The sequence below is a fragment of the Zeimonas arvi genome (genome assembly GCF_008039575.1).
Classification (GTDB): Bacteria; Pseudomonadota; Gammaproteobacteria; order Burkholderiales; family Burkholderiaceae_E; genus Zeimonas; species Zeimonas arvi.
In genome coordinates, this window is the sequence record NZ_VDUY01000005.1 from 110668 (window position 1) to 129458 (window position 18791).

Consider the following 18791-nt stretch of genomic DNA (forward strand, 5'->3'; position numbering starts at 1 on the left):
CCTTTCGAGAACACGCCCTCGTGAACACGGCCTCGTGAATACCCCGCTGGGCATCGCCTGGGCCCTCGCGGCAGGCTTGATGTGGGGGCTGGTCTTCGTGGCGCCGGCCATCCTGCACGACTACCCGCCGGCCGTCCTGTCGGTGAGCCGCTACCTGGCCTTCGGCCTGATCGCGGTGCCGATCGCCCTGGCCAGCCGGCGGGCCATCGCCGCGCTGACCCGGGCCGACTGGATCGAGGCGGCAAAGCTCTCGCTGGTGGGGAACCTGCTGTACTACGGCTTCCTGGCCGCCGCGGTGCAGGCGGCAGGCCCGCCCCTGCCCACCATGATCGTGGGCAGCCTGCCCGTGGTCATCGCGATCGCATCCAACCTGGGCGCTCGGGCCCTGCCCTGGCGGCGCCTGGCCGTGCCGCTCGCGGTGATCGCCGCCGGCATCCTGCTGGTGAACCGCGACGAGCTGGCCAAGCTGGGCGCGGGCGCCATCGAAGGCGGCCTGCTGGAAGGCGTCCTGCTCGCGGCCGCCGCGGTGGCCTGCTGGACCTGGTACCCGATCCGCAACGCCGCCTGGATGCGCGCCCGGCCCGGGCTGCGCTCCGACACCTGGGCCACCGCGCAGGGGCTCACCACGCTGCCGCTGGCGCTGGCCGGCTGGCTGGCGCTGGGCCTGGCTTCGGGCGGCCTGTTCGGACTGCCGGCGCTGGCGCTGCCCGGTTCTACCGCTCCCGGATTCGACTGGCCGCTCGGCTCGCGGCCGACGCTGTTCCTGGGCCTGATGCTGGCGATCGGGCTGCTGGCCTCCTGGCTCGGCACCCTGTGCTGGAACCGCGCGAGCCAGCTGCTGCCGACCTCGCTGGCCGGACAGCTGATCGTGTTCGAGACGCTGTCGGCCCTGGCGATGGGCTTCGCCTGGCGCGGTGAATGGCCGCCGGCCGGAAGCTGGCTGGGAATCGCGCTGCTCGTTGCCGGCGTGGTGCTCGGCGTGCGCGCCTTCAGTCCTCGTGGCGCGGCGGCTTGACCCGCCAGAGCACCAGCAAGGCCACCGCGGCCGCCTGCGCCGCCACCCAGACCCCCATCGCGTTGCGGAAGCCGCTCCCGCCCTCGGCCGAGCCGCCCAGCGCGTCGACCGCCACGCCGAACAGCCACTGCGCGAGGAACATCCCGGCAAAGATGATCAGGTTGAAGGCGGTGAAGGCCCGCCCGGTCAGCCGCTCCGGGAACACCAGGCTCACGTGGGTCTGCGTGAGCGTATAGACCGTGACCACCACCGCCACCCCCAGCCAGAGCAGCCATGCGCGCGGGCCGCCTGCGAAGGCGATCGCAAGCTCGATTGCCAGCAGCAGCATCGAGCCGGCCGACACCACCGACAGCGTGGACCAGCCGCGCCGCGACAGCCGGGGCGCCGCCAGGCCCAGCGCCAGGTAGGCGAACATCAGCACCGTGTTGAACACGAAGAGCGCGCGCGCCGATTCCTCCAGCCCCATGCCCAGCACCTGGCGGAACCAGGGACCGATCCACAGGCTCTGGAAGGCGATGAAGCTCGACTGGATCAGCATCGCGGGGATCGCGAAGCGCCAGAAATAGGGCGTGGAGAACACCGTGAGATAGCCGGCCCACTGAGACTCGCCCTTCCTGGGCGGCTGCAGCGGCTCGTGCGGCAGCAGGAAGAAGATCGCCGCGCTGGCGCAGGCCAGCAGCGCCGCCGAGACCCAGAACACGCCGCGCCAGCCCAGCAACGGCAGCGCCAGCTGAACCGGCACGGTGGTGACCAGCGCGCCCAGCGTGCCGGCCACCAGCATCCACGCGGCGAGCTGCTGCTGTCGCTCGGCCGCGTACCAGAATCGGAAGGCACGCAGCGAGCACATCAGCGCGCCGGCCACGCCGGCGCCGATCAGCGCCCGCCCGATCCAGAGCGTCGTCGGCCCGGTGGCCAGCGCGAAGACGCCGCAGCCGACAGCGGCCACCAACAACAGCGAGGCGTCGACCCGACGCGAGCCGAAGCGGTCGAGCCAGATGCCCAGCGGCAGCTGCAGCGCCGCGAAGGCGAAGAAGTAGGCGGCCGACAGCGAGCCGAGCTGCGCGTTGCTGAGCCCGAACTCCGCGATCAGCGCCGGCGAGATCATCGCGTTGACCGAGCGCAGCGCGTACGACATGAAGTAGCCGCCCGCGAAGGCGAGGAACACGCGGATGGCGGCGCCGGCCGGAAGGATCGTGCCGGCCGCTTTCGGGTTCGCGCTCGTCGAGGCCGCCGCGCTCATTCGAGGATCCGGAAGCCGTCGAGGAAGATCCGGGCCGGATCCGGCTCCGGATCGGGACCCAGCACCACCGCCTGCCAGGCCCGGCCGCCACGCGACGCGAACACCGCGTGCAGCGACACCGCGCGCTCGCCGACCCTGCCCCTTGCTTCGATCCGCCAGCCCGGCGCCGATCCCACCGCGCGGCCCGAGGCGTCGACGACCGGCACCGCGACCGCGTCGGCCCGCGATTCCGTGCCCTGGATATTGCGGACCATGGCGGTGCGCATCGCGGCCAGCGCGCGCTCGCGCACCGCGACCGACGCGTCGGGCAGCGGCGCCGCACCGACGATGAAGGCCACGCCGTCGATGCGCGCGCCCTGCATGGTCATGTTCACCGGCATGCCGTCGAGATCGATCGGCCGGGTCATCCGGTCGGGCCGGGCCGGCATCATCGCCAGGTAGTGGTCTTCGTCGGCGCGGATCTCGCGCCAGTCGTGGCGGGGGGCGCAGGCCGACAGCGCGGCGCACGCCACGAGGACGGCCGCGAACCAGGGAAGCGGGCGCATCGCGCGAAGCGACCGTGCAGCAAGGGCAGGCATCGGCTAATGTTAGCAATCGGCAGGGCGCCGCCCACGGAGGCAACAATGATCTACGAGTTCAAGTCGCGAGTAACCGGAACGGTCGTCATGAACAAGGGGCCGGCCGAATGGATCCTCGGGGTGATCGGCAAGCAGCCGGGCCCGCAGGGGATCATCACCGTGGAACAGATGCCCGCCGCGATCGAGGCGCTGCGCAAGGCCATCGAAGAGGACAAGCGCGCGGTGCGGGAGGCGCGACGCGAGAGCGCGCACCGCGAGGAAGAAGAGGATGGCGAGGACGAGGAATCGCCCGCCGCGACGGTGACCCACGCGCAGCGCGCCTGGCCCTTCGTGGAAATGCTGCTCGAGGCGCAGAAGGGCGGGCGGGAGATCACCTGGGGGGTCTGAGGGGGCCCCGCGCTTTCCCGAGCGCCGGCCAGGGCAGGGTCGTCAACGCATGTGCCGATTGCGCGCCATCGATCACGCTCATATGATGCACCACCGTGGTTCGGAGATCCGATCCACGATGCACTCCGCCGGCTCACCAACCGAGAAAAGTAGATGCTGAAACAGACACTCACCGCCGGCCTGGTCGCTGGCTGCATTGCCTTTGCAGGCGCCGCCCAGGCCCAGGTCCAGAAGCTGCGGGTGGCCGGCAACCTGCTCGCCACCGGCCTGATCCTGCAGCACAAGGAGCAGCCTTTCTTCGAGAACCTCAGCAAGATCAGCGGACTGAACGTCGAAGTCGACTACAAGCCGATGGACGCGCTGGGCATCAAGGACACCGAAGGCCTGCGCACCTTGCGCTCGGGCCTCTTCGACATCGTCTCGCTGCGCCTCGCCCAGGTCTCGCGCGACGAGCCCTTCGTGCTGGGTCTCGACCTGGTCGGCCTCAACCCCGACTACGAGACGACCCGCAAGGTCCTTGCGGCGTACCGCGAGCCCTTCGACAAGCGGCTGCAGGATCGCTTCAAGGCGAAGCTGCTCGCACTCTGGCCCTTCGGTCCGCAGGTGCTGTTCTGCAAGCCCGAAATCAAGGGACTGGCCGACCTCAAGGGCTTGAAGGTCCGTGTCTACGACCAGTCGCTGGCCAAGTTCATCGAGCAGCTCGGCGGCATCCCGGTCACCCTGGCCTTCGGCGAGACCCAGCAGGCACTGCAGCGAGGCGTCGTCGATTGCGCGATCACCGGCGCGAGCTCGGCCAACAGCGCCGGCTGGCCCGAGGTCACCGAGTACTTCATGCCGATCGGCTTCCAGGCGGCGATCCAGGCCTACGCGATCAACCTCGACACCTGGAACAAGATGACCCCCGACCAGCAGCAGAAGCTGACGGCCGCGTTCGGCAAGCTCGAGCAGGACATCTTCGACTACTCGAAGGAGTTGTTCGACGACGCGCTGCGCTGCAACGTGGGCAAGGAGCCCTGCACGACGGTCAAGAAGTACGCCATGAAGGAAGTGCCGGTGTCGCCCGCCGACCAGGCGCTGGTGCGCGATGCCGTGGGCAAGGTCTCGTTCCCGGCCTGGGCCGAAGTCTGCGAGAAGTCCTACAAGGGCTGCGGCGACGTCTGGAAGGCCGCCCTCGGCGGCATCGCAGGCGTCAAGTAAACGGGCAGTCTGTCCGCGCAAGGCCGGCCCCCCATGGGGGCCGGTGCGCCCCCGCCGTAGGCGCATACCGCATTCGCGTTCGTCCGCCCTGCGCCCAGGTTCCTTTCCGGAGTCGCTGCGTTGTCCCGTTTCACCGGTTTCCTGTCCGCCCTGTTCGGCTGGATGTTCATCGCGCTGTCCCTGATCGTCGTCGGCGAGACCGTCGCGCGCAAGCTGTTCTCCTTCTCGCTGCAAGGCGCCGACGAGTTGGGGGGCTACATTCTCGCCGTCGGCTCGGGCCTCGCATTCACGATCGCCTTCGTCGAGCGCGCCCACATCCGCATCGACCTGATTCAGGCCCTGCTGCCCGCCACGGCTCGCGCGCTGCTCGACTGGGTGTCCGTCGTCTCGATGGCGGCGCTCGCGCTGCTGCTCGCCTACGTCGGCTGGCTCGTCGTCGACGAAACGATCGAATTCCGCAGCAACGCGCCCACGCCCTGGGCCACCCCGCTGATCTACCCGCAGGGGATCTGGTACGCCACGCTGGTGATCTTCGCGCTGGTCGCGCTGGCCGCCGCGGTGCGCGCCACCTGGATGCTCTTGCGCGGCCGCAGCGCGCAGATGGTTGCCGAGTTCGGCCCGAAGAGCGCGCAGGACGAGCTCGCGGCCGAGCTCGAAGACCTGAACAAGCGCTGATCGGGAGCCCCGGACATGGCAATCTCCACGATCACGATCGGTTTCCTCGTTGCCCTCGCAACGCTTCTCTTCAGCGTGCCGGTCGCCGTCACGCTCGCCGCGGCCGGGCTGATCGGCGGCCTGGCGATGATCGGCGCGCCGATGGTGCAGTCGCTCGGCAGCGTCGTATGGGGCGTGCAGAACGAGAACTCGCTGACCGCCATCCCGCTGTTCATCCTGCTCGGCGAGCTGCTGCTGCGCACCGGCCTGGCCGACCGGATGTACGGTTCCCTGGCCGCCTGGGTCGGACGGCTTCCCGGCGGCCTGATGCACACCAACATCGCGTCGTGCGCGCTGTTCGCGGCCACCTGCGGCTCGTCGGTCGCCACGTCGGCCACGATCGGCACGGTGGCCTTGCCGACCATGCGCGAACGCGGCTACCCGATGGGCCCCACGCTCGGCTCGCTGGCGGCCGGCGGCACGCTCGGCATCCTGATCCCGCCCAGCGTGGCCATGCTGGTCTACGGCTCGATCACGAACAACTCGGTCGGCAAGCTGTTCATCGCCGGAGTCATCCCGGGCATCCTGCTGTCCCTGCTGTTCATGGCCTGGATCATGCTCGACAGCCTGCGCCGCAACGGCACGGCGCGCGCCGAGCAGCCGATCCCGCTCGCGGAGAAGATCCGCCAGTCGCGCCACCTGCTGCCGCCCTTCGCGATCTTCGGCGTCGTCATGGGCAGCATCTACGCCGGCATCGCCACGCCCACCGAGTCGGCCGCCCTCGGCGTGCTGATGGCGTTGGTGCTGGCCGCGATGGCGGGCTCGATGAGCTGGAAGGCGCTCAACCACGCCTTCCGCAACACCGCGTCGCTCACCGGCATGATCGCGCTGATCATCGCCGCGGCCTTCATCCTGAACGTCACGCTCAACGCGCTCGACGTGCCGCAGATGCTGAGCCGCGCGGTGACGTCGATCGGCGTCACCCCGACCACGTTCATCCTGCTGCTGATCGTCTTCTACGTCATCCTCGGCATGTTCCTCGAGGTGCTGTCGATGCAGGTGACGACGATCCCGATCGTCTATCCGATCGCGATGGCCCTCGGCATCGACCCGATCTGGTTCGGCGTGTTCATCGTGCTGATGAGCGAGATCGCGCTGATCACGCCGCCGGTCGGCATGAACCTCTATGTGGTGCAGGGCGTGCGCACCGACGGCGGTCCGATCGGCGACGTCATCAGCGGCATCTGGCCCTACGTGATCATGCTGATCCTGTTCACGCTGCTGATGTGGTTCGTGCCCGAGATCGTGACCTGGCTCCCCGAGAAGATGTCCTGAACCGATCGTCTCCCATGAACGAAACCTCCGCCCTGTGGCAGCGCTCCGCCACCGAGCTGGCCGCCGGCTTCGGCGCCAGCGGCCCCGATCCGGTCGAAGTCCTCGATGCCGTCCTGGCCCGCCGCAACGCAGTCGACCCGACCCTGAACGCGGTCGTCACCCTCGACGCGGCCGGCGCCCGCAAGGCTGCCGAAGCCAGCGCCGCGCGCTGGCGCGAAGGGCGTCCGCTGTCGCCGATCGACGGCGTGCCGATCACTATCAAGGACAACATCCCGGTGGCCGGCATGCGCAGCACCTGGGGCAGCCTGCTGTACGCCGACTTCGTTCCGGAGCGCGACGAGCTGCCTGTGGCCAGGCTGCGCGCGGCCGGCGCGGTCATCCTCGGAAAGACCAACGTGCCCGAGTTCACGCTCCAGGGCTACACCGACAACCGCGTATTCGGCCTCACGCGAAACCCGTGGAACACCGGGCTGACGCCGGGCGGTTCCAGCGGCGGCGCCGTGGCCGCCGTGGCGGCCGGCATCGGCCCCGTGGCCATCGGCACCGACGGCGGCGGTTCGATCCGCCGCCCCGCCTCGCATACCGGGCTGGTCGGACTCAAGCCCTCCACCGGCCGCGTGGCGCGGATCGACGGGTTTCCAGCGGTGCTTCACGACTTCGAGGTGATCGGGCCGATCGCCCGGCGTGTCGACGACCTGATCGCGTTCATGCGGGTGATGGCCGCCCCCGACCCGCGCGACCCGCTGTCGGCGCGCTTCGAAGGCCGGCCGTTCGAAGTGCCGACCGAGGCAGCGCCGGTGCGGATCCGGTTCGTGCCGCGCTTCGGCGACTCGCCGGTCGACCCCATCATCCGCGCTTCCGTGGCCGGTGCGGCGCAACGGCTCGAGGCCCTCGGCCACCGCCTCGAGGAGGACCCTCGCTTCGACCTCGCCGACGCCGTGAACGCCATCAGCTGGCCAATCATCAGCCAGACCGGCCTGGCCTGGCTGATGACGCGGCACGAGGGCAAGGAAGCGCTGCTCAGCGAGCCCTTGAAGCCGATGCTCGAAAGCGCGCGCAAGCTTGGCGCGGCGCAGTATCTCGGCGCGCTCGACGAGGTCGCGCGGCTGCGCAGGCGCTTCGCCGAGTTGTTCGAGACGGTCGACTTCGTGATGACGCCGACCACGGCCGCGCTGGCGTGGCCGTCCTCGGAGGTCTTCCCGTCGGTCATCGACGGCCGCGCGGCCGGCCCGCGCGCGCACGCGGTGTTCACCGCCTTCGTCAACGCGGCCGGCCTGCCGGCCATCACGATCCCGGCGGACCCGTCGCCGGACGGCCTGCCGCTCGGCTTCCAGCTGATCGGGCGCCCCGGCGCCGACGGGCTCCTCTGCGCGCTGGCCCGCCAGTTCGAGCGCGCCCACCCATGGGCGGATCGCTGGCCGCCGATCTGATTGGGCTCAGATCCTGACGGTCGCGCTGCCGATGCCCTCGAACGCGGCCGTCACCTCGTCGCCGGCCTGGGCAGGAAGCATGCCGGCCCAGGCGCCCGTCGTGACCACGGTGCCGTCGGGCACCGCCGCGCCGCTGCGCGTGGCGTGCTTCAGCCACACCGGCAACAGCCAGGTCGGCGAGCCGAGCGGATGCGTGCCGGTGCGCGCCACCGGCGCGGCGGCGCCGATCGTGACCTCGCAGCGCTGCGCCGACCAGTCGCGTCGCGCGTACGGCACCCACGCGCCCAGCGCGAGCGCGCCGTGCGATTGCAGGTCGGCAAGCTTCATCGGCGCGGTGGCCCGCGCGGGGTCGGCCCAGCGGCTGTCGACCACCTCGATCGACACGCACATCGCATCGACCAGCTCGTCGGCGATCCGGTCGGCCAGCTCGGCGCGGCCGGCCTCGTCGGCGCGCTCGGCCGCCGAAGCCAGGGCCGCGGCCGTTTCCGCCGAGACCGCCTGCGCCAGCCGCAGGGCCACCTCGATCTCGATCAGCGGCGCGAAGAAGCGCATGTCGCCGTAGTCGGCGGGGCTCATCCTGACCCCGGCCGGCGGCAGCGGCGCATGCGTGAGCACCTGGCTTCGCGACGGCCCGCCCGACTTCCAGGCGCGCGGCGCGGCGCGGACGAACCAGCCCTGCGCGTCGGCCACCGCGGCCTGCACCGCGTAGGCCGCGTCCATGTCGGGAATAGCCGCCTGCCAGGCGACGGGGTCCAGGGCCTTGCCGTCGCGGCGGGCACCCATCAGGGCTTCGGCGATCGCGCCGATGTCGGGAGTCGTCATTCCAGGATCCTCGCGTGTCTGGCCATCAGGAGTGCGCGCGCTCGTAGGCCTCGCGCAGCTCCCGCTTCAGTACCTTGCCGATCGAGCTGCGCGGCAGCGTGTCCACGAAACGCAGGTCGGCGATCCGCTGCATCCGCCCGAGCCGGTCGTTGACCCAGGCACGCAGCGCGTCGGCGGCGACGGCCTGGCCGCCGGAGCGCGACACCACGAAGGCCACCGGCGTCTCGCCCCATTCGCGCGAGGACACGCCGAACACCGCGCAGTCGGCCACGTCGGGGTGCTGGCGCAGCTCGGCCTCGAGGTCCACCGGGTAGATGTTGAAGCCGCCGGAAATGATCATGTCTTTCTTGCGGCCCATCAGCACCAGGAAGCCGTCCTCGTCGAAGCGGCCGATGTCGCCGGTGCGGATGAAGCGGCGGCCGTCGGGCGCGAGCCACTCGGCCTCGGCGGTGAGCGCAGGCTGGTTGCGGTAGCCGCTCATGATCCCCGGCGAGTGGCCGACGATCTCGCCGGCCTCTCCGGGCGGCACCTCGCGGCCCTGCTCGTCGATCAGCAGGATCGTGTGGCCGTTGGCCGGCCGGCCCACCGTATGCAGCTTGCCGGGGAACTCGTGGGCGTTCAGCATGCAGGCGCCGCCGCCTTCGGTCATGCCGTAGGTGTCGACCAGCTTGCCCGGCCAGCGGCGCAGCACCTCGGCCTTGAGCTCCGGCGGGAAGGGCGCGCTGGTCGAGAACCGGTTGGCCAGCGAGGACAGGTCGTAGCGGTCGAAGTCCGGGTGGTCCATGATCCGCTGGTACTGCACCGGCACCAGGATCGCGTGGGTCACCCGGTGCGCCTGCACCAGCTCGAAGAAGCGGACCACGTCGAACTTCTTCATCAGCACCAGGGCGCCGCCCATGGTCAGCGCCGGGAAGGTGTGGACCAGCGTGGTGTTCGAGTAGAGCGGCGTGCTCAGGATGCCGACCGAATCCTTCGTGTAGCCGTAGAAGGGCCCGCGCCTGGCGTGCATCCAGCGCATCGAGTGCGGCTGCACGATGCCCTTGGGCGTGCCGGTGGTGCCCGACGAATAGATGATGTTGAAGGCGTCGTCGGGGCCGATGTCCACCGGCGCCGGTCGGCTGCCCGCCGGCGCGAGCCAGGCCTCGAAAGCCTGCCCGCAGCCCGAGCCATCGAGGGCGATGCGCGCGGCCGGGGTGTCGCCGGCCACCAGGGCCTCGGTGCTCGCATCGAGGAAGAGCTGGCGCGCCTCGGCATCCTTCAGCATGGCCGCCAGCGTCTCGGGCTTGAGCGAGGGCGACATCGGCGCCACCGCCAACCCGGCGCGCACCGCGCCCAGGTAGGCGACCAGGTACTCGATCGAGGTGGCCGCGCAGATCGCCACGACGTCGCCCTTGCCGCAGCCGTCGCGCTGCAGCGCCGCTGCGGCGCGATCGACCAGCGCGTCGAGCTCGCCGTAGCGCAGCCTGCGGTCGTCGAGGATCAGCGCGACGCGCTCGGGCGCGGCCGCCGCGTGCAGCCTCAGCGCGTCGGTCATGACCGCGAAGGGCTGCTCGATGAAGGCTTCGATGGGGAGCATCTGTCCGGAGAAGGGGAAGGGGATGGGCAGGAGCGGTTCGTGATGATAGCGGGTGTGCGGGGGCGTCCCGCCTGACCGGACGGAGGCCGCGCACCCCACGCGGCCGCCCGTCTCGCACGGCTACGACTTCTGCGGAGATCCCGCGCTTCTACGGAAAGCGCGAGCTTCCCTGGACAACTCGGTCGCCTAGATGCCGAGCAGGCGCTTCGCTTGCTGCAGCGCCGCCATCGATTCGGCGTGCTTGCCTTCCTTGTGCAGGCGCTCACCGTCGGCACGCAGCTTCTTCACCTCTTCCATCTGCGCGGCCGCGAGGGCCGGTCCCTTGCCGAGGGCGGCATCGATGTCCTTCATCTCGTTGGGGCAGTTGCTGGCAACCGCCAGGCCGGAAATGGCGAACAAGAGGACCGCGATCGTCTTCTTCATGGTTTCCTCCATCGGCCCGTCAGGGGCCGCACCGCCGATTGGACGGCCGACGCCGCGGCGACGCGCGAGTAACCATGGAATGGGCACGGATGCTTTGCCCCGATCGCGCCCCCCGCTACAGCGCGCCCACCGCCTCGAGGGCCGCGCGCACCTCGGCCTGGCCCTGGGGCGACAGCGGCGCCTGCGGCGGCAGCGGCTGGCCCACCGGGTAGCCCTGCATGACCAGGCCGCCCTTGATGCAGGCGGCCAGGTTGTGCCGGGCGAAGGCCTCGTTCAGCTTCCAGAGCCGCGCCTGCAGCGCCATCGCTTCGGGCCAGCGGCCGGCCCGGCACAGCGCGTAGAGCTCGACGCTCTGGCGCGGCACCAGGCAGGCCGGGCCGGCCATCCAGCCCACGCCGCCGATCAGCATCACGCAGGCCGGGATGTGCGCCGAGGCCGCGCAGACCTGCATCCGGCCCTCGACCCGGTCGATGATCGACAGCAGCCGCCCGGTGTTGTTCGAGGCGTCCTTGATCGCGCGGACGTTATCGATCCGGCTGAGCCGGTCGATGACCGCCAGCGACAGGTCGGAACGCTGGAAGTTCGGGTTCGTGTACAGCACGACCGGCAGCGGCGTGGCCTGCGCGATCGCACTGAAGTAGCCGTAGACGCCCTCGTCCGGCACCGGGAAGTAGGCCTCGAGAATCGCCAGGATGCCGTCGGCGCCCAGCGCCTGCATCTCGCGGGCCTGCCTGGCGCCTTCCGCGGTGGTGGTGGCCGCCACGCCCGCCACCACCGGCACCCGGCCGCGCGCGGCCTCGACCACGACCTCGACCACCCGGCGGCGCTGCGGCCACGATAGGTAGGCGAACTCGCCGGTGGACCCCAGCGGCGCCAGGCCGTGCACGCCCGCGGCGATCAGGTCGTCGACCAGCCGCGCGAGCACCGGCGCGTCGATGCCGCCGTCGGACGAAACCGGGGACACCAGGTAGGGGTAGACACCGTGGAAATCCATGCTCTTGCCTCCGGGGGTCGGGCGGGCGACGCACCAGGAACCCGATAAGCTGAACGACGCCCAGCCGCTGCAGGCCCGCGCAATCGCTACGGTGACATAGACTTCGCGGGCAAGGCCAGCGCAAGGGGGAGCGAATGAAACTGAAGGACAGGGTCGCCATCGTCACGGGCGCCGCCAGCGGCTTCGGCGCGGAGATCGCGCGCCAGTACGTCGCCGAGGGCGCGAAGGTCGCGGTCGCCGACGTCGACGCCGCCGGCGCGAAGGCCGTCGCGGCGCAGCTGGGCGAGGCCGCGATCGCCGTTGCCTGCGACGTCTCGAAGCGAACCGACATCGACGCGGCGGTCGCCGCCACGCTCGCGCGCTTCGGCCGCATCGACATCGCGGTGAACAATGCCGGCTTCACCCATCGCAATCAGCCGCTGCTCGAGGTCGACGAGGCGACCTTCGACCGGGTGTTCGACGTCAACGTGAAGTCGATCTTCCACATGGTCCACGCGGTGGTGCCGCTGATGCGCCGGCAGAAGGGCGGCGTGATCCTGAACGTGGGCTCCACCGCCGGCATGCGGCCACGGCCGGGTCTCACCTGGTACAACGCATCGAAGGGCGCGGTGAACCTGATGTCGAAGTCGCTCGCCGTGGAGCTCGCGCCCGACAACATCCGCGTCAACGCGATCTGCCCGGTGATGGGCGCCACCGGCATGCTCGAGGCCTTCATGGGCATGCCCGACACGCCCGAGAACCGAAGCAGGTTCATCGCCACGATCCCCATGGGCCGGCTGTCCGAGCCTCGCGACATCGCGCGCGCGGCGGTGTTCCTGGCCAGCGACGATGCCGGATTCGTGACCGGGGTCGAGTTTCCGGTCGACGGCGGCCGCACGGTCTGAGGACAGCGCCATGGACCTCGACACCTACCGCGAGTGGATCGGCCGCACCGAGCAGCGGACCGACCTCGTCACGCCGGCCCCGCTGGCCTCGCTGTCGGCCGCGCTCGACCGCGAGGATCCGGACCCCGCGCCGGGCACCGAGCTGCCGCCGCTGTGGCACTGGATGTTCTTCACGCCGCGCGCCCTGGCCCGCAACATCGGGCCCGACGGACACGAGCGGCGCGGCGGCTTCCTGCCGCCGGTCGAGCTGCCGCGGCGCATGTTCGCCGGCGGCCGGCTCGAGTTCCGGCACCCGCCGAAGGTGGGCGACGAGATTCGCCGCAGCTCGCGCATCCTCGACGTGACCGGCAAGCAGGGCCGAAGCGGCACGCTGGTCTTCGTGACCGTGCGCCACGAGATCGCCGACGCGAACGGCGTGGCCATCGTCGAAGAGCACGACATCGTCTACCGCGACCACCCGGCGCCGGACGCGCCGCAGCCCGCGCCCGAGGCCGCGCCCGCGAAGGCCGAGTTCTCGCGCGAGATCGTGCCCGACCCGGTGCTGCTGTTCCGCTACTCCGCGCTGACCTTCAACGGGCACCGGATCCACTACGACCGCGACTACGCCACCCGGGTCGAGGGCTACCCGGGCCTGATCGTGCACGGCCCGCTGATCGCCACGCTGCTGGTGGACCTGCTGCGGCGCAATCTGCCCGAAGCGCGCCTGCGCCGCTTCGCGTTCAAGGCGCGCCGCCCGGCCTTCGACATCCATCGCTTCCGGGTCTGCGGGCGGCGCGAATCCGAGCGGCGCGTCTCGCTCTGGACCCGTGACCACGAGGGCTTCCTGACCATGGAAGCCGCCGCCGAACTCGACTGACCGACACAAGGCCATGAAACACACGCACACCGACCCGCACCAGGACATCCGCGACGCGGTCCGCGCGCTCTGCGCCGAGTTCCCCGCCGAGTACCACCGCAAGGTCGACGAGCAGCGCGGCTACCCCGCCGAGTTCGTCGACGCGCTCACCCGGGCCGGCTGGATGGCGGCGCTGATCCCGCAGGAGTACGGCGGCTCGGGCCTCGGCCTGACCGAGGCCTCGGTGATCATGGAAGAGATCAACCGCGCCGGCGGCAACTCGGGCGCCTGCCACGGCCAGATGTACAACATGGGCACGCTGTTGCGGCACGGCTCCGCCGCGCAGAAGAAGCGCTACCTGCCGAAGATCGCCAGCGGCGACCTGCGCCTGCAGTCGATGGGCGTGACCGAGCCGACCACCGGTACCGACACCACGAAGATCAAGACCACCGCGGTGCGCAAGGGCGACCATTACGTGGTCAACGGCCAGAAGGTCTGGATCTCGCGCATCCAGCACTCCGACCTGATGATCCTGCTCGCGCGCACCACGCCGCTGGCCGAGGTGAAGAAGAAGTCCGAGGGGATGTCGATCTTCATCGTCGACCTGCGCGAGGCGATCGGCAAGGGACTCGAGGTGAGGCCGATCCTCAACATGGTCAACCATGAGACCAACGAGCTCTTCTTCGACGAGCTCGAGATCCCGGCCGAGAACCTGATCGGCGAGGAAGGCAAGGGCTTCAAGTACATCCTCGACGGCCTGAACGCCGAGCGCACGCTGATCGCCGCCGAGTGCATCGGCGACGGCTACTGGTTCATCGACAAGGTGTCGAAGTACGCGAGCGAGCGGGTGGTGTTCGGCCGCCCGATCGGCCAGAACCAGGGCGTGCAGTTCCCGATCGCCGAGTCCTACATCGAGGTCGAGGCGGCGAACCTGATGCGCTGGAAGGCCTGCCAGCTCTACGACGCGCACCAGCCCTGCGGCGCGGAGGCCAACATGGCCAAGTACCTGGCGGCCAAGGCCTCGTGGGAGGCGGCCAACGCCTGCATCCAGTTCCACGGCGGCTTCGGCTTCGCCTGCGAGTACGACGTCGAGCGCAAGTTCCGCGAGACCCGGCTCTACCAGGTGGCGCCCATCTCCACCAACCTGATCCTCAGCTACGTGGCCGAGCACGTGCTCGGCATGCCGAGGTCCTTCTGATGGCGCGCCCGCTCGAAGGCACCACCGTCGTCACGCTCGAGCACGCGATCGCGGCGCCCTTCTGCACGCGCCAGCTCGCCGACCTGGGCGCGCGCGTGATCAAGATCGAGCGGCCGGGCGTGGGCGATTTCGCCCGCGCCTACGACACGCGGGTGCGCGGCCTGGCCTCGCACTTCGTCTGGACCAACCGCTCCAAGGAGAGCCTGACGCTCGACCTCAAGCACCCGGAGGCCGCCGCCATCCTGTCGAGGCTGCTCGATGGCGCCGACGTGCTGGTGCAGAACCTCGCGCCCGGCGCAGCCGCGCGCATGGGCCTTTCCTTCGACGCGCTGCACCCCAGGCATCCGCGGCTGATCGTCTGCGACATCTCCGGCTACGGCGCCGACGGACCCTACCGCGACAAGAAGGCCTACGACCTGCTGATCCAGAGCGAGTCGGGCTTCGTGTCGACCACCGGCACGCCCGGGGAGCCTGCCAAGGCCGGCTGCTCGGTGGCCGACATCGCCGCCGGCATGTACGCCTACAGCAACGTCCTGGCCGCGCTGCTCGAGCGCGGCCGCACCGGCCTGGGAAAGCGCATCGACGTGTCGATGCTCGAGAGCATGGTCGAATGGATGGGCTTTCCGATGTACTACGCGTTCGACGGCGCGCCGCAGCCGCCGCGCGCCGGCGCCGCGCACGCCACGATCTATCCCTACGGCCCCTTCCCGACCGGCGACGGCAAGACGGTGATGCTGGGCCTGCAGAACGAACGCGAGTGGCAGGTGTTCTGCGACAAGGTGCTGGGCCGGCCCGCCCTGGCCGTCGACCCGCGCTTCGACACCAGCGCCCGGCGCAACGAGGCTCGCGCGGCCTTGCGGGCGATCATCGTCGAGGCCTTCGCGGCGCACGATGCCGCTGGCGTGCTCGCCTTGCTCGACGCGGCCGGAATCGCCAATGCGCAGGTCAACACGATGGCCGACGTCTGGGCGCATCCCCAGCTGAAGGCGCGCGGTCGCTGGACCGAGGTGGGCACGCCCGCCGGCCCGATCCCGGCGCTGCTGCCGCCCGGCGCCAGCGCCGCCGACGCGCCACGCATGGACGACATCCCTGCGCTGGGCGCGCATACCGACGCGATCCTCGCGAGCCTGGGTTACGACGCTGCCGCGATCGGGCGGCTGCGCGCGGACCGCGCGATCTGACTTCAGAACAGCAGGTCCGGCAGCGCCAGCGAGATCTGCGGGACGTAGGTGACCAAGACCAGAAAGGCGAGCAGCACCAGCAACCAGGGGGCGGCGGCGCGGATCACCGCGCCGATCGGCATCTTCGTGATGCCGGCGGTCACGAACAGGTTCAGGCCCACCGGCGGCGTGACCATCCCGATCTCGAGGTTGACCACCATGATGATGCCGAGGTGGACCGGGTCGATGCCCAGCTGCGTGGCGATCGGGAACAGGATGGGCGCCAGGATCAGGATGATCCCGGTGGGCTCCATGAAGGCGCCGGCCACCAGCAGCAGGATGTTCACCACGATCAGGAAGGCCCAGGGCGGCATGCCCCAGGCCAGGATCTGCTCGGCGATCGTCTGCGGGATCCGCTCGGTGGTCAGCACGTGCGCGAACAGCAGCGCGTTGGCGATGATGAACATCAGCATCACCGTGACCTTCGAGGCATCGACCAGGACCTCGGGCACCTGCGGCCAGCGCAGGTCGCGATAGACGAACACCGCGATCAGGAAGGCATAGACGGCCGCCACCGCAGCGGCCTCGGTGGGCGTGAACAGCCCCCCGTAGATGCCGCCCAGGATGATCACGATCAGCAGCAGGCCCCAGATCGAGTCGCGCGCCGACTCGAGGACCTCGCGCAGCGAGGCCCGTGGCTGGCGCGGCAGGTCCATCTTCTTCGCCAGCACGTAGATCGCCATGGCCAGCAGCAGGCCCAGCAGGATGCCCGGCACCACGCCGGCCATGAAGAGCTTTCCGACCGAGGTCTCGGTGGCCGCGCCGTAGACCACCATCACGATCGAGGGCGGGATCAGGATGCCCAGGGTGCCCGCATTGCAGACCACGCCGGCCGCGAAGGCCTGCGGATAGCCGGCGCGCACCATGCCGGCGATCACGATCGAGCCGACCGCGACCACGGTGGCCGGCGACGAGCCCGAGACCGCCGCGAACAGCATGCAGGCGAGCACCGAGGCGATGGCCAGGCCGCCGCGCAGGTGGCCCACGCAGGCGATGGCGAAGCGGATCATCCGGCGCGCCACGCCGCCGGTGGTCATGAAGGCCCCCCCCAGGATGAAGAAGGGGATCGCCAGCAGCGTGAAGTGCTCGGAGGTCTCGTAGAGCTTGAGCGCAAGCGAGGCGAGCGAGTCCTGGCCGAAGAGCAGGATGGTGAGCAGCGAGGACAGGCCCAGCGCGACCGCCACCGGCATGCCGATCAGCATGAAGACGAAGAGCAGGACGAACAGCGCGAGCGTGGTCATCGGGCGGTTTCCTCGTCGGGCCCGTCGGCGCGGTGCTTGAGGGCATCCTGCACCTCATCGCCCAGCAGGCTCGACTGGCGGCCGCTGGCGATGCGCCACAGCACCTCGGCGAAGCGCACCAGCAGCATCGCGAAACCCAGCGGCACGACCAGCTTGGGCACCCACTGCGGAATCGGCATGTCCTGCGCGAGGATGCCGATGTCGTACATCTTGCCGACGTAGATCCAGCTGCCGACGAACACGATGCCGGCGTAGACCAGGCACAGCACCGCCGCGACGAGCGCCACGCGCCGCGCGACCCGCTCGGAGAGCAGCCGGACGACGACGTCCACGCCGATGTGCGCGCCGACCCGCACCCCGTAGGAAATCCCGAAGAAGATCAGCCCGCCGAACAGGAAGGTGGTCAGCTCGAGCGCCCAGACGAAGCTGTAGTTGAAGACATAGCGGGCGATCACCTGCGCGAAGGTGATCAGCGTCATCAGCGTGAGCAGCGCCGCGAGCAGGAAGGACTCGCAGCGATCCACGAAGCGCCGGATCGTCGATCCGGCGCCTTGGTTGCGAACCACGCGGGGCCCGGCTTACTTGTTGTGCTTGAGCGCGGCCTGGATGAGGTCGGCGCCGATGCCGCCCTCGAACTTCTTCCAGACCGGGGCCATCGCCTTCTGCCAGGCCGCCAGGTCGTCCTTGGTCAGCGGCTGGATCTTCGCCTTGCCGGCTTCCTCGATGCGCTTGCGGTCGCGCTCGTTCAGCTCGGCCGCGAGCTTGTTGGCATGCGTGGTCGCCTCGTCCATCGCCTTCTTCAGGCCGTCGCGCACGTCGGCGGGCAGGCCGTCCCACCACTTGGCGTTGGTGACCACCATGTAGTCGATGATGCCGTGATTGGTGTTGGCGATCGTCTTCTGGACCTCGTGGAACTTCTGCGAGTGGATGTTCGACCAGGTGTTCTCCTGGCCGTCGACCACTCCGGTCTGCAGCGCCTGGTACACCTCGGCGAAGGCCATCTTCTGCGGGTTCGCATCGAGCGCGCGGAACTGGGCCTCGAGCACGTCGGACGCCTGGATGCGGAACTTGAGGCCCTTCACGTGCTCGGGCCGGGTCAGCTGGTCCTTGTTCGTGGACAGCTGCTTCATGCCGTTGTGCCAGTAGGCCAGGCCCTGCAGGTTGCGGTTCTTCATCGCGTCGAGCAGGGCCTTGCCGTCGGCGCTCTGCTGGAAGCTGTCGACCGCGGCGAGGTCCTGGAACAGGAAGGGCAGGTCGAAGACCTGGATCTTCTTCGTGTAGCGGTCGAACTTCGACAGCGAGGGCGCGATGAAGTGGACGTCGCCGAGCAGCAGCGCCTCCATCTCCTTGCCGTCGCCGAACAGCTGCGAGCTGGGGAAGACCTGCACCTCGACCTTCCCGGGCAGCAGCTTCTCGGCCACCTCCTTGAACTTCAGGGCGCCCTGGCCCTTGGGGGTGGACTCGGCCACCACGTGGCTGAACTTGACCACTATCGGCGACTGCGCAAGCGCCGAGGCCGAAAGACCGAGCGCGACCGCGCCGGACAGGATTGCTGCGACGAGCTTCATGGGGTTGCCTCCTCCTTCTGTTGTCGGGGCGACCGGGTTCCCCGAATCCTGGGGTTTCCCGGCCGCCGGCCCATTCTAATGACTTTGGCACAAACAATGCACCCCATGTGATCGAAGCCTCTCCGGGACCTCCGCATCCCATGGCGGCCGGAGGGATGCCGCCGGCTCGGTATCATCGAGGGTTTCCCGTCGAT

19 protein-coding genes are annotated in these 18791 nt (G+C 69.9%); 10 read left to right on the forward strand and 9 right to left on the reverse strand.

The window, feature by feature from the left end; all coding sequences use genetic code 11:
- The first annotated feature begins 34 nt into the window (after window positions 1-34).
- Window positions 35-1015 carry a DMT family transporter gene (locus FHP08_RS12965; protein WP_225879128.1) on the forward strand — a complete coding sequence of 327 codons (981 nt, stop codon included), beginning with the start codon at window positions 35-37 and terminating at the stop codon, window positions 1013-1015.
- Here FHP08_RS12965 and FHP08_RS12970 read toward each other — a convergent pair.
- Window positions 990-2255: an MFS transporter gene (locus FHP08_RS12970; RefSeq protein ID WP_147704903.1), complete on the reverse strand. Its 1266-nt coding sequence runs from the start codon at window positions 2253-2255 to the stop codon at window positions 990-992. The genes FHP08_RS12965 and FHP08_RS12970 overlap by 26 nt on opposite strands.
- Window positions 2252-2833 carry a hypothetical protein gene (locus tag FHP08_RS12975; protein WP_147704904.1) on the reverse strand — a complete coding sequence of 194 codons (582 nt, stop codon included), beginning with the start codon at window positions 2831-2833 and terminating at the stop codon, window positions 2252-2254. Before FHP08_RS12975 ends, FHP08_RS12970 begins: the two co-directional genes overlap by 4 nt.
- 45 nt (window positions 2834-2878) lie before the next feature.
- On the opposite strand from FHP08_RS12975, the gene FHP08_RS12980 reads away from it, so the two are divergent.
- The 5 genes from FHP08_RS12980 to FHP08_RS13000 all read left to right on the forward strand — a co-directional run bounded on the left by FHP08_RS12980 (window position 2879) and on the right by FHP08_RS13000 (window position 7836).
- The gene (locus FHP08_RS12980) at window positions 2879-3220 is read left to right on the forward strand and encodes a DUF1840 domain-containing protein (protein ID WP_187272291.1); all 342 of its coding nucleotides are present in this window, start codon (window positions 2879-2881) and stop codon (window positions 3218-3220) included.
- 153 nt (window positions 3221-3373) lie between these two features.
- The gene (locus FHP08_RS12985; protein WP_147704906.1) at window positions 3374-4417 is read left to right on the forward strand and encodes a TRAP transporter substrate-binding protein; all 1044 of its coding nucleotides are present in this window, start codon (window positions 3374-3376) and stop codon (window positions 4415-4417) included.
- A gap of 120 nt (window positions 4418-4537) precedes the next feature.
- Window positions 4538-5092 carry a TRAP transporter small permease subunit gene (locus tag FHP08_RS12990; RefSeq protein ID WP_222707889.1) on the forward strand — a complete coding sequence of 185 codons (555 nt, stop codon included), beginning with the start codon at window positions 4538-4540 and terminating at the stop codon, window positions 5090-5092.
- A gap of 15 nt (window positions 5093-5107) precedes the next feature.
- Window positions 5108-6406 carry a TRAP transporter large permease gene (locus FHP08_RS12995; protein ID WP_147704907.1) on the forward strand — a complete coding sequence of 433 codons (1299 nt, stop codon included), beginning with the start codon at window positions 5108-5110 and terminating at the stop codon, window positions 6404-6406.
- A 14-nt stretch (window positions 6407-6420) separates the two neighbouring features.
- Window positions 6421-7836: an amidase gene (locus FHP08_RS13000; protein WP_147704908.1), complete on the forward strand. Its 1416-nt coding sequence runs from the start codon at window positions 6421-6423 to the stop codon at window positions 7834-7836.
- 6 nt (window positions 7837-7842) lie between these two features.
- Here the strand turns inward: FHP08_RS13000 and FHP08_RS13005 are convergent, their stop codons facing one another.
- The 4 genes from FHP08_RS13005 to FHP08_RS13020 all read right to left on the reverse strand — a co-directional run bounded on the left by FHP08_RS13005 (window position 7843) and on the right by FHP08_RS13020 (window position 11651).
- Window positions 7843-8658: a fumarylacetoacetate hydrolase family protein gene (locus tag FHP08_RS13005; RefSeq protein ID WP_147704909.1), complete on the reverse strand. Its 816-nt coding sequence runs from the start codon at window positions 8656-8658 to the stop codon at window positions 7843-7845.
- 25 nt (window positions 8659-8683) lie between these two features.
- Window positions 8684-10234, reverse strand: a complete 1551-nt coding sequence (locus FHP08_RS13010) for a class I adenylate-forming enzyme family protein (RefSeq protein WP_147704910.1) — start codon at window positions 10232-10234, stop codon at window positions 8684-8686.
- A 186-nt stretch (window positions 10235-10420) separates the two neighbouring features.
- Entirely contained in the window at window positions 10421-10657 is a 237-nt protein-coding gene (locus FHP08_RS13015) for a hypothetical protein (protein ID WP_147704911.1), read from the reverse strand.
- A 115-nt stretch (window positions 10658-10772) separates the two neighbouring features.
- Window positions 10773-11651: a dihydrodipicolinate synthase family protein gene (locus tag FHP08_RS13020; RefSeq protein ID WP_147704912.1), complete on the reverse strand. Its 879-nt coding sequence runs from the start codon at window positions 11649-11651 to the stop codon at window positions 10773-10775.
- A 134-nt stretch (window positions 11652-11785) separates the two neighbouring features.
- On the opposite strand from FHP08_RS13020, the gene FHP08_RS13025 reads away from it, so the two are divergent.
- From FHP08_RS13025 to FHP08_RS13040, 4 genes are read left to right on the forward strand one after another with little or no spacing between them, the layout of a single operon-like run.
- Window positions 11786-12535, forward strand: coding sequence for an SDR family oxidoreductase (locus FHP08_RS13025; RefSeq protein ID WP_147704913.1), 750 nt, complete (start codon window positions 11786-11788; stop codon window positions 12533-12535).
- A gap of 10 nt (window positions 12536-12545) precedes the next feature.
- Window positions 12546-13391, forward strand: coding sequence for an FAS1-like dehydratase domain-containing protein (locus tag FHP08_RS13030; protein ID WP_147704914.1), 846 nt, complete (start codon window positions 12546-12548; stop codon window positions 13389-13391).
- 13 nt (window positions 13392-13404) lie between these two features.
- Window positions 13405-14568: an acyl-CoA dehydrogenase family protein gene (locus FHP08_RS13035; RefSeq protein ID WP_147704915.1), complete on the forward strand. Its 1164-nt coding sequence runs from the start codon at window positions 13405-13407 to the stop codon at window positions 14566-14568.
- Window positions 14568-15749 carry a CaiB/BaiF CoA transferase family protein gene (locus tag FHP08_RS13040; protein WP_147704916.1) on the forward strand — a complete coding sequence of 394 codons (1182 nt, stop codon included), beginning with the start codon at window positions 14568-14570 and terminating at the stop codon, window positions 15747-15749. Before FHP08_RS13035 ends, FHP08_RS13040 begins: the two co-directional genes overlap by 1 nt.
- Before the next feature lie 2 nt (window positions 15750-15751).
- Here FHP08_RS13040 and FHP08_RS13045 read toward each other — a convergent pair whose 3' ends face one another.
- Genes FHP08_RS13045 through FHP08_RS13055 form a run of 3 tightly spaced genes read right to left on the reverse strand, consistent with a single transcriptional unit; the run spans window position 15752 to window position 18597 of the window.
- Window positions 15752-17029 carry a TRAP transporter large permease gene (locus FHP08_RS13045; protein ID WP_147704917.1) on the reverse strand — a complete coding sequence of 426 codons (1278 nt, stop codon included), beginning with the start codon at window positions 17027-17029 and terminating at the stop codon, window positions 15752-15754.
- The gene (locus tag FHP08_RS13050) at window positions 17026-17595 is read right to left on the reverse strand and encodes a TRAP transporter small permease (RefSeq protein WP_225879129.1); all 570 of its coding nucleotides are present in this window, start codon (window positions 17593-17595) and stop codon (window positions 17026-17028) included. Before FHP08_RS13050 ends, FHP08_RS13045 begins: the two co-directional genes overlap by 4 nt.
- Before the next feature lie 12 nt (window positions 17596-17607).
- The gene (locus tag FHP08_RS13055; RefSeq protein ID WP_147704918.1) at window positions 17608-18597 is read right to left on the reverse strand and encodes a TRAP transporter substrate-binding protein; all 990 of its coding nucleotides are present in this window, start codon (window positions 18595-18597) and stop codon (window positions 17608-17610) included.
- Between the last annotated feature and the right edge of the window lie 194 nt (window positions 18598-18791).

Coding starts and splice junctions, on each gene's coding strand:
- FHP08_RS13055 (WP_147704918.1), bottom strand. CDS start 18,597: ATGAAGCTCGTCGCAGCAATCCTGTCCGGCGCGGTCGCGCTCGGTCTT.
- FHP08_RS13005 (WP_147704909.1), bottom strand. CDS start 8,658: ATGACGACTCCCGACATCGGCGCGATCGCCGAAGCCCTGATGGGTGCC.
- FHP08_RS13040 (WP_147704916.1), top strand. CDS start 14,568: ATGGCGCGCCCGCTCGAAGGCACCACCGTCGTCACGCTCGAGCACGCG.
- FHP08_RS12985 (WP_147704906.1), top strand. CDS start 3,374: ATGCTGAAACAGACACTCACCGCCGGCCTGGTCGCTGGCTGCATTGCC.
- FHP08_RS12970 (WP_147704903.1), bottom strand. CDS start 2,255: ATGAGCGCGGCGGCCTCGACGAGCGCGAACCCGAAAGCGGCCGGCACG.
- FHP08_RS13010 (WP_147704910.1), bottom strand. CDS start 10,234: ATGCTCCCCATCGAAGCCTTCATCGAGCAGCCCTTCGCGGTCATGACC.
- FHP08_RS13015 (WP_147704911.1), bottom strand. CDS start 10,657: ATGAAGAAGACGATCGCGGTCCTCTTGTTCGCCATTTCCGGCCTGGCG.
- FHP08_RS13020 (WP_147704912.1), bottom strand. CDS start 11,651: ATGGATTTCCACGGTGTCTACCCCTACCTGGTGTCCCCGGTTTCGTCC.
- FHP08_RS12975 (WP_147704904.1), bottom strand. CDS start 2,833: ATGCCTGCCCTTGCTGCACGGTCGCTTCGCGCGATGCGCCCGCTTCCC.
- FHP08_RS13030 (WP_147704914.1), top strand. CDS start 12,546: ATGGACCTCGACACCTACCGCGAGTGGATCGGCCGCACCGAGCAGCGG.
- FHP08_RS13045 (WP_147704917.1), bottom strand. CDS start 17,029: ATGACCACGCTCGCGCTGTTCGTCCTGCTCTTCGTCTTCATGCTGATC.
- FHP08_RS13000 (WP_147704908.1), top strand. CDS start 6,421: ATGAACGAAACCTCCGCCCTGTGGCAGCGCTCCGCCACCGAGCTGGCC.
- FHP08_RS13035 (WP_147704915.1), top strand. CDS start 13,405: ATGAAACACACGCACACCGACCCGCACCAGGACATCCGCGACGCGGTC.
- FHP08_RS12995 (WP_147704907.1), top strand. CDS start 5,108: ATGGCAATCTCCACGATCACGATCGGTTTCCTCGTTGCCCTCGCAACG.
- FHP08_RS13025 (WP_147704913.1), top strand. CDS start 11,786: ATGAAACTGAAGGACAGGGTCGCCATCGTCACGGGCGCCGCCAGCGGC.
- FHP08_RS12980 (WP_187272291.1), top strand. CDS start 2,879: ATGATCTACGAGTTCAAGTCGCGAGTAACCGGAACGGTCGTCATGAAC.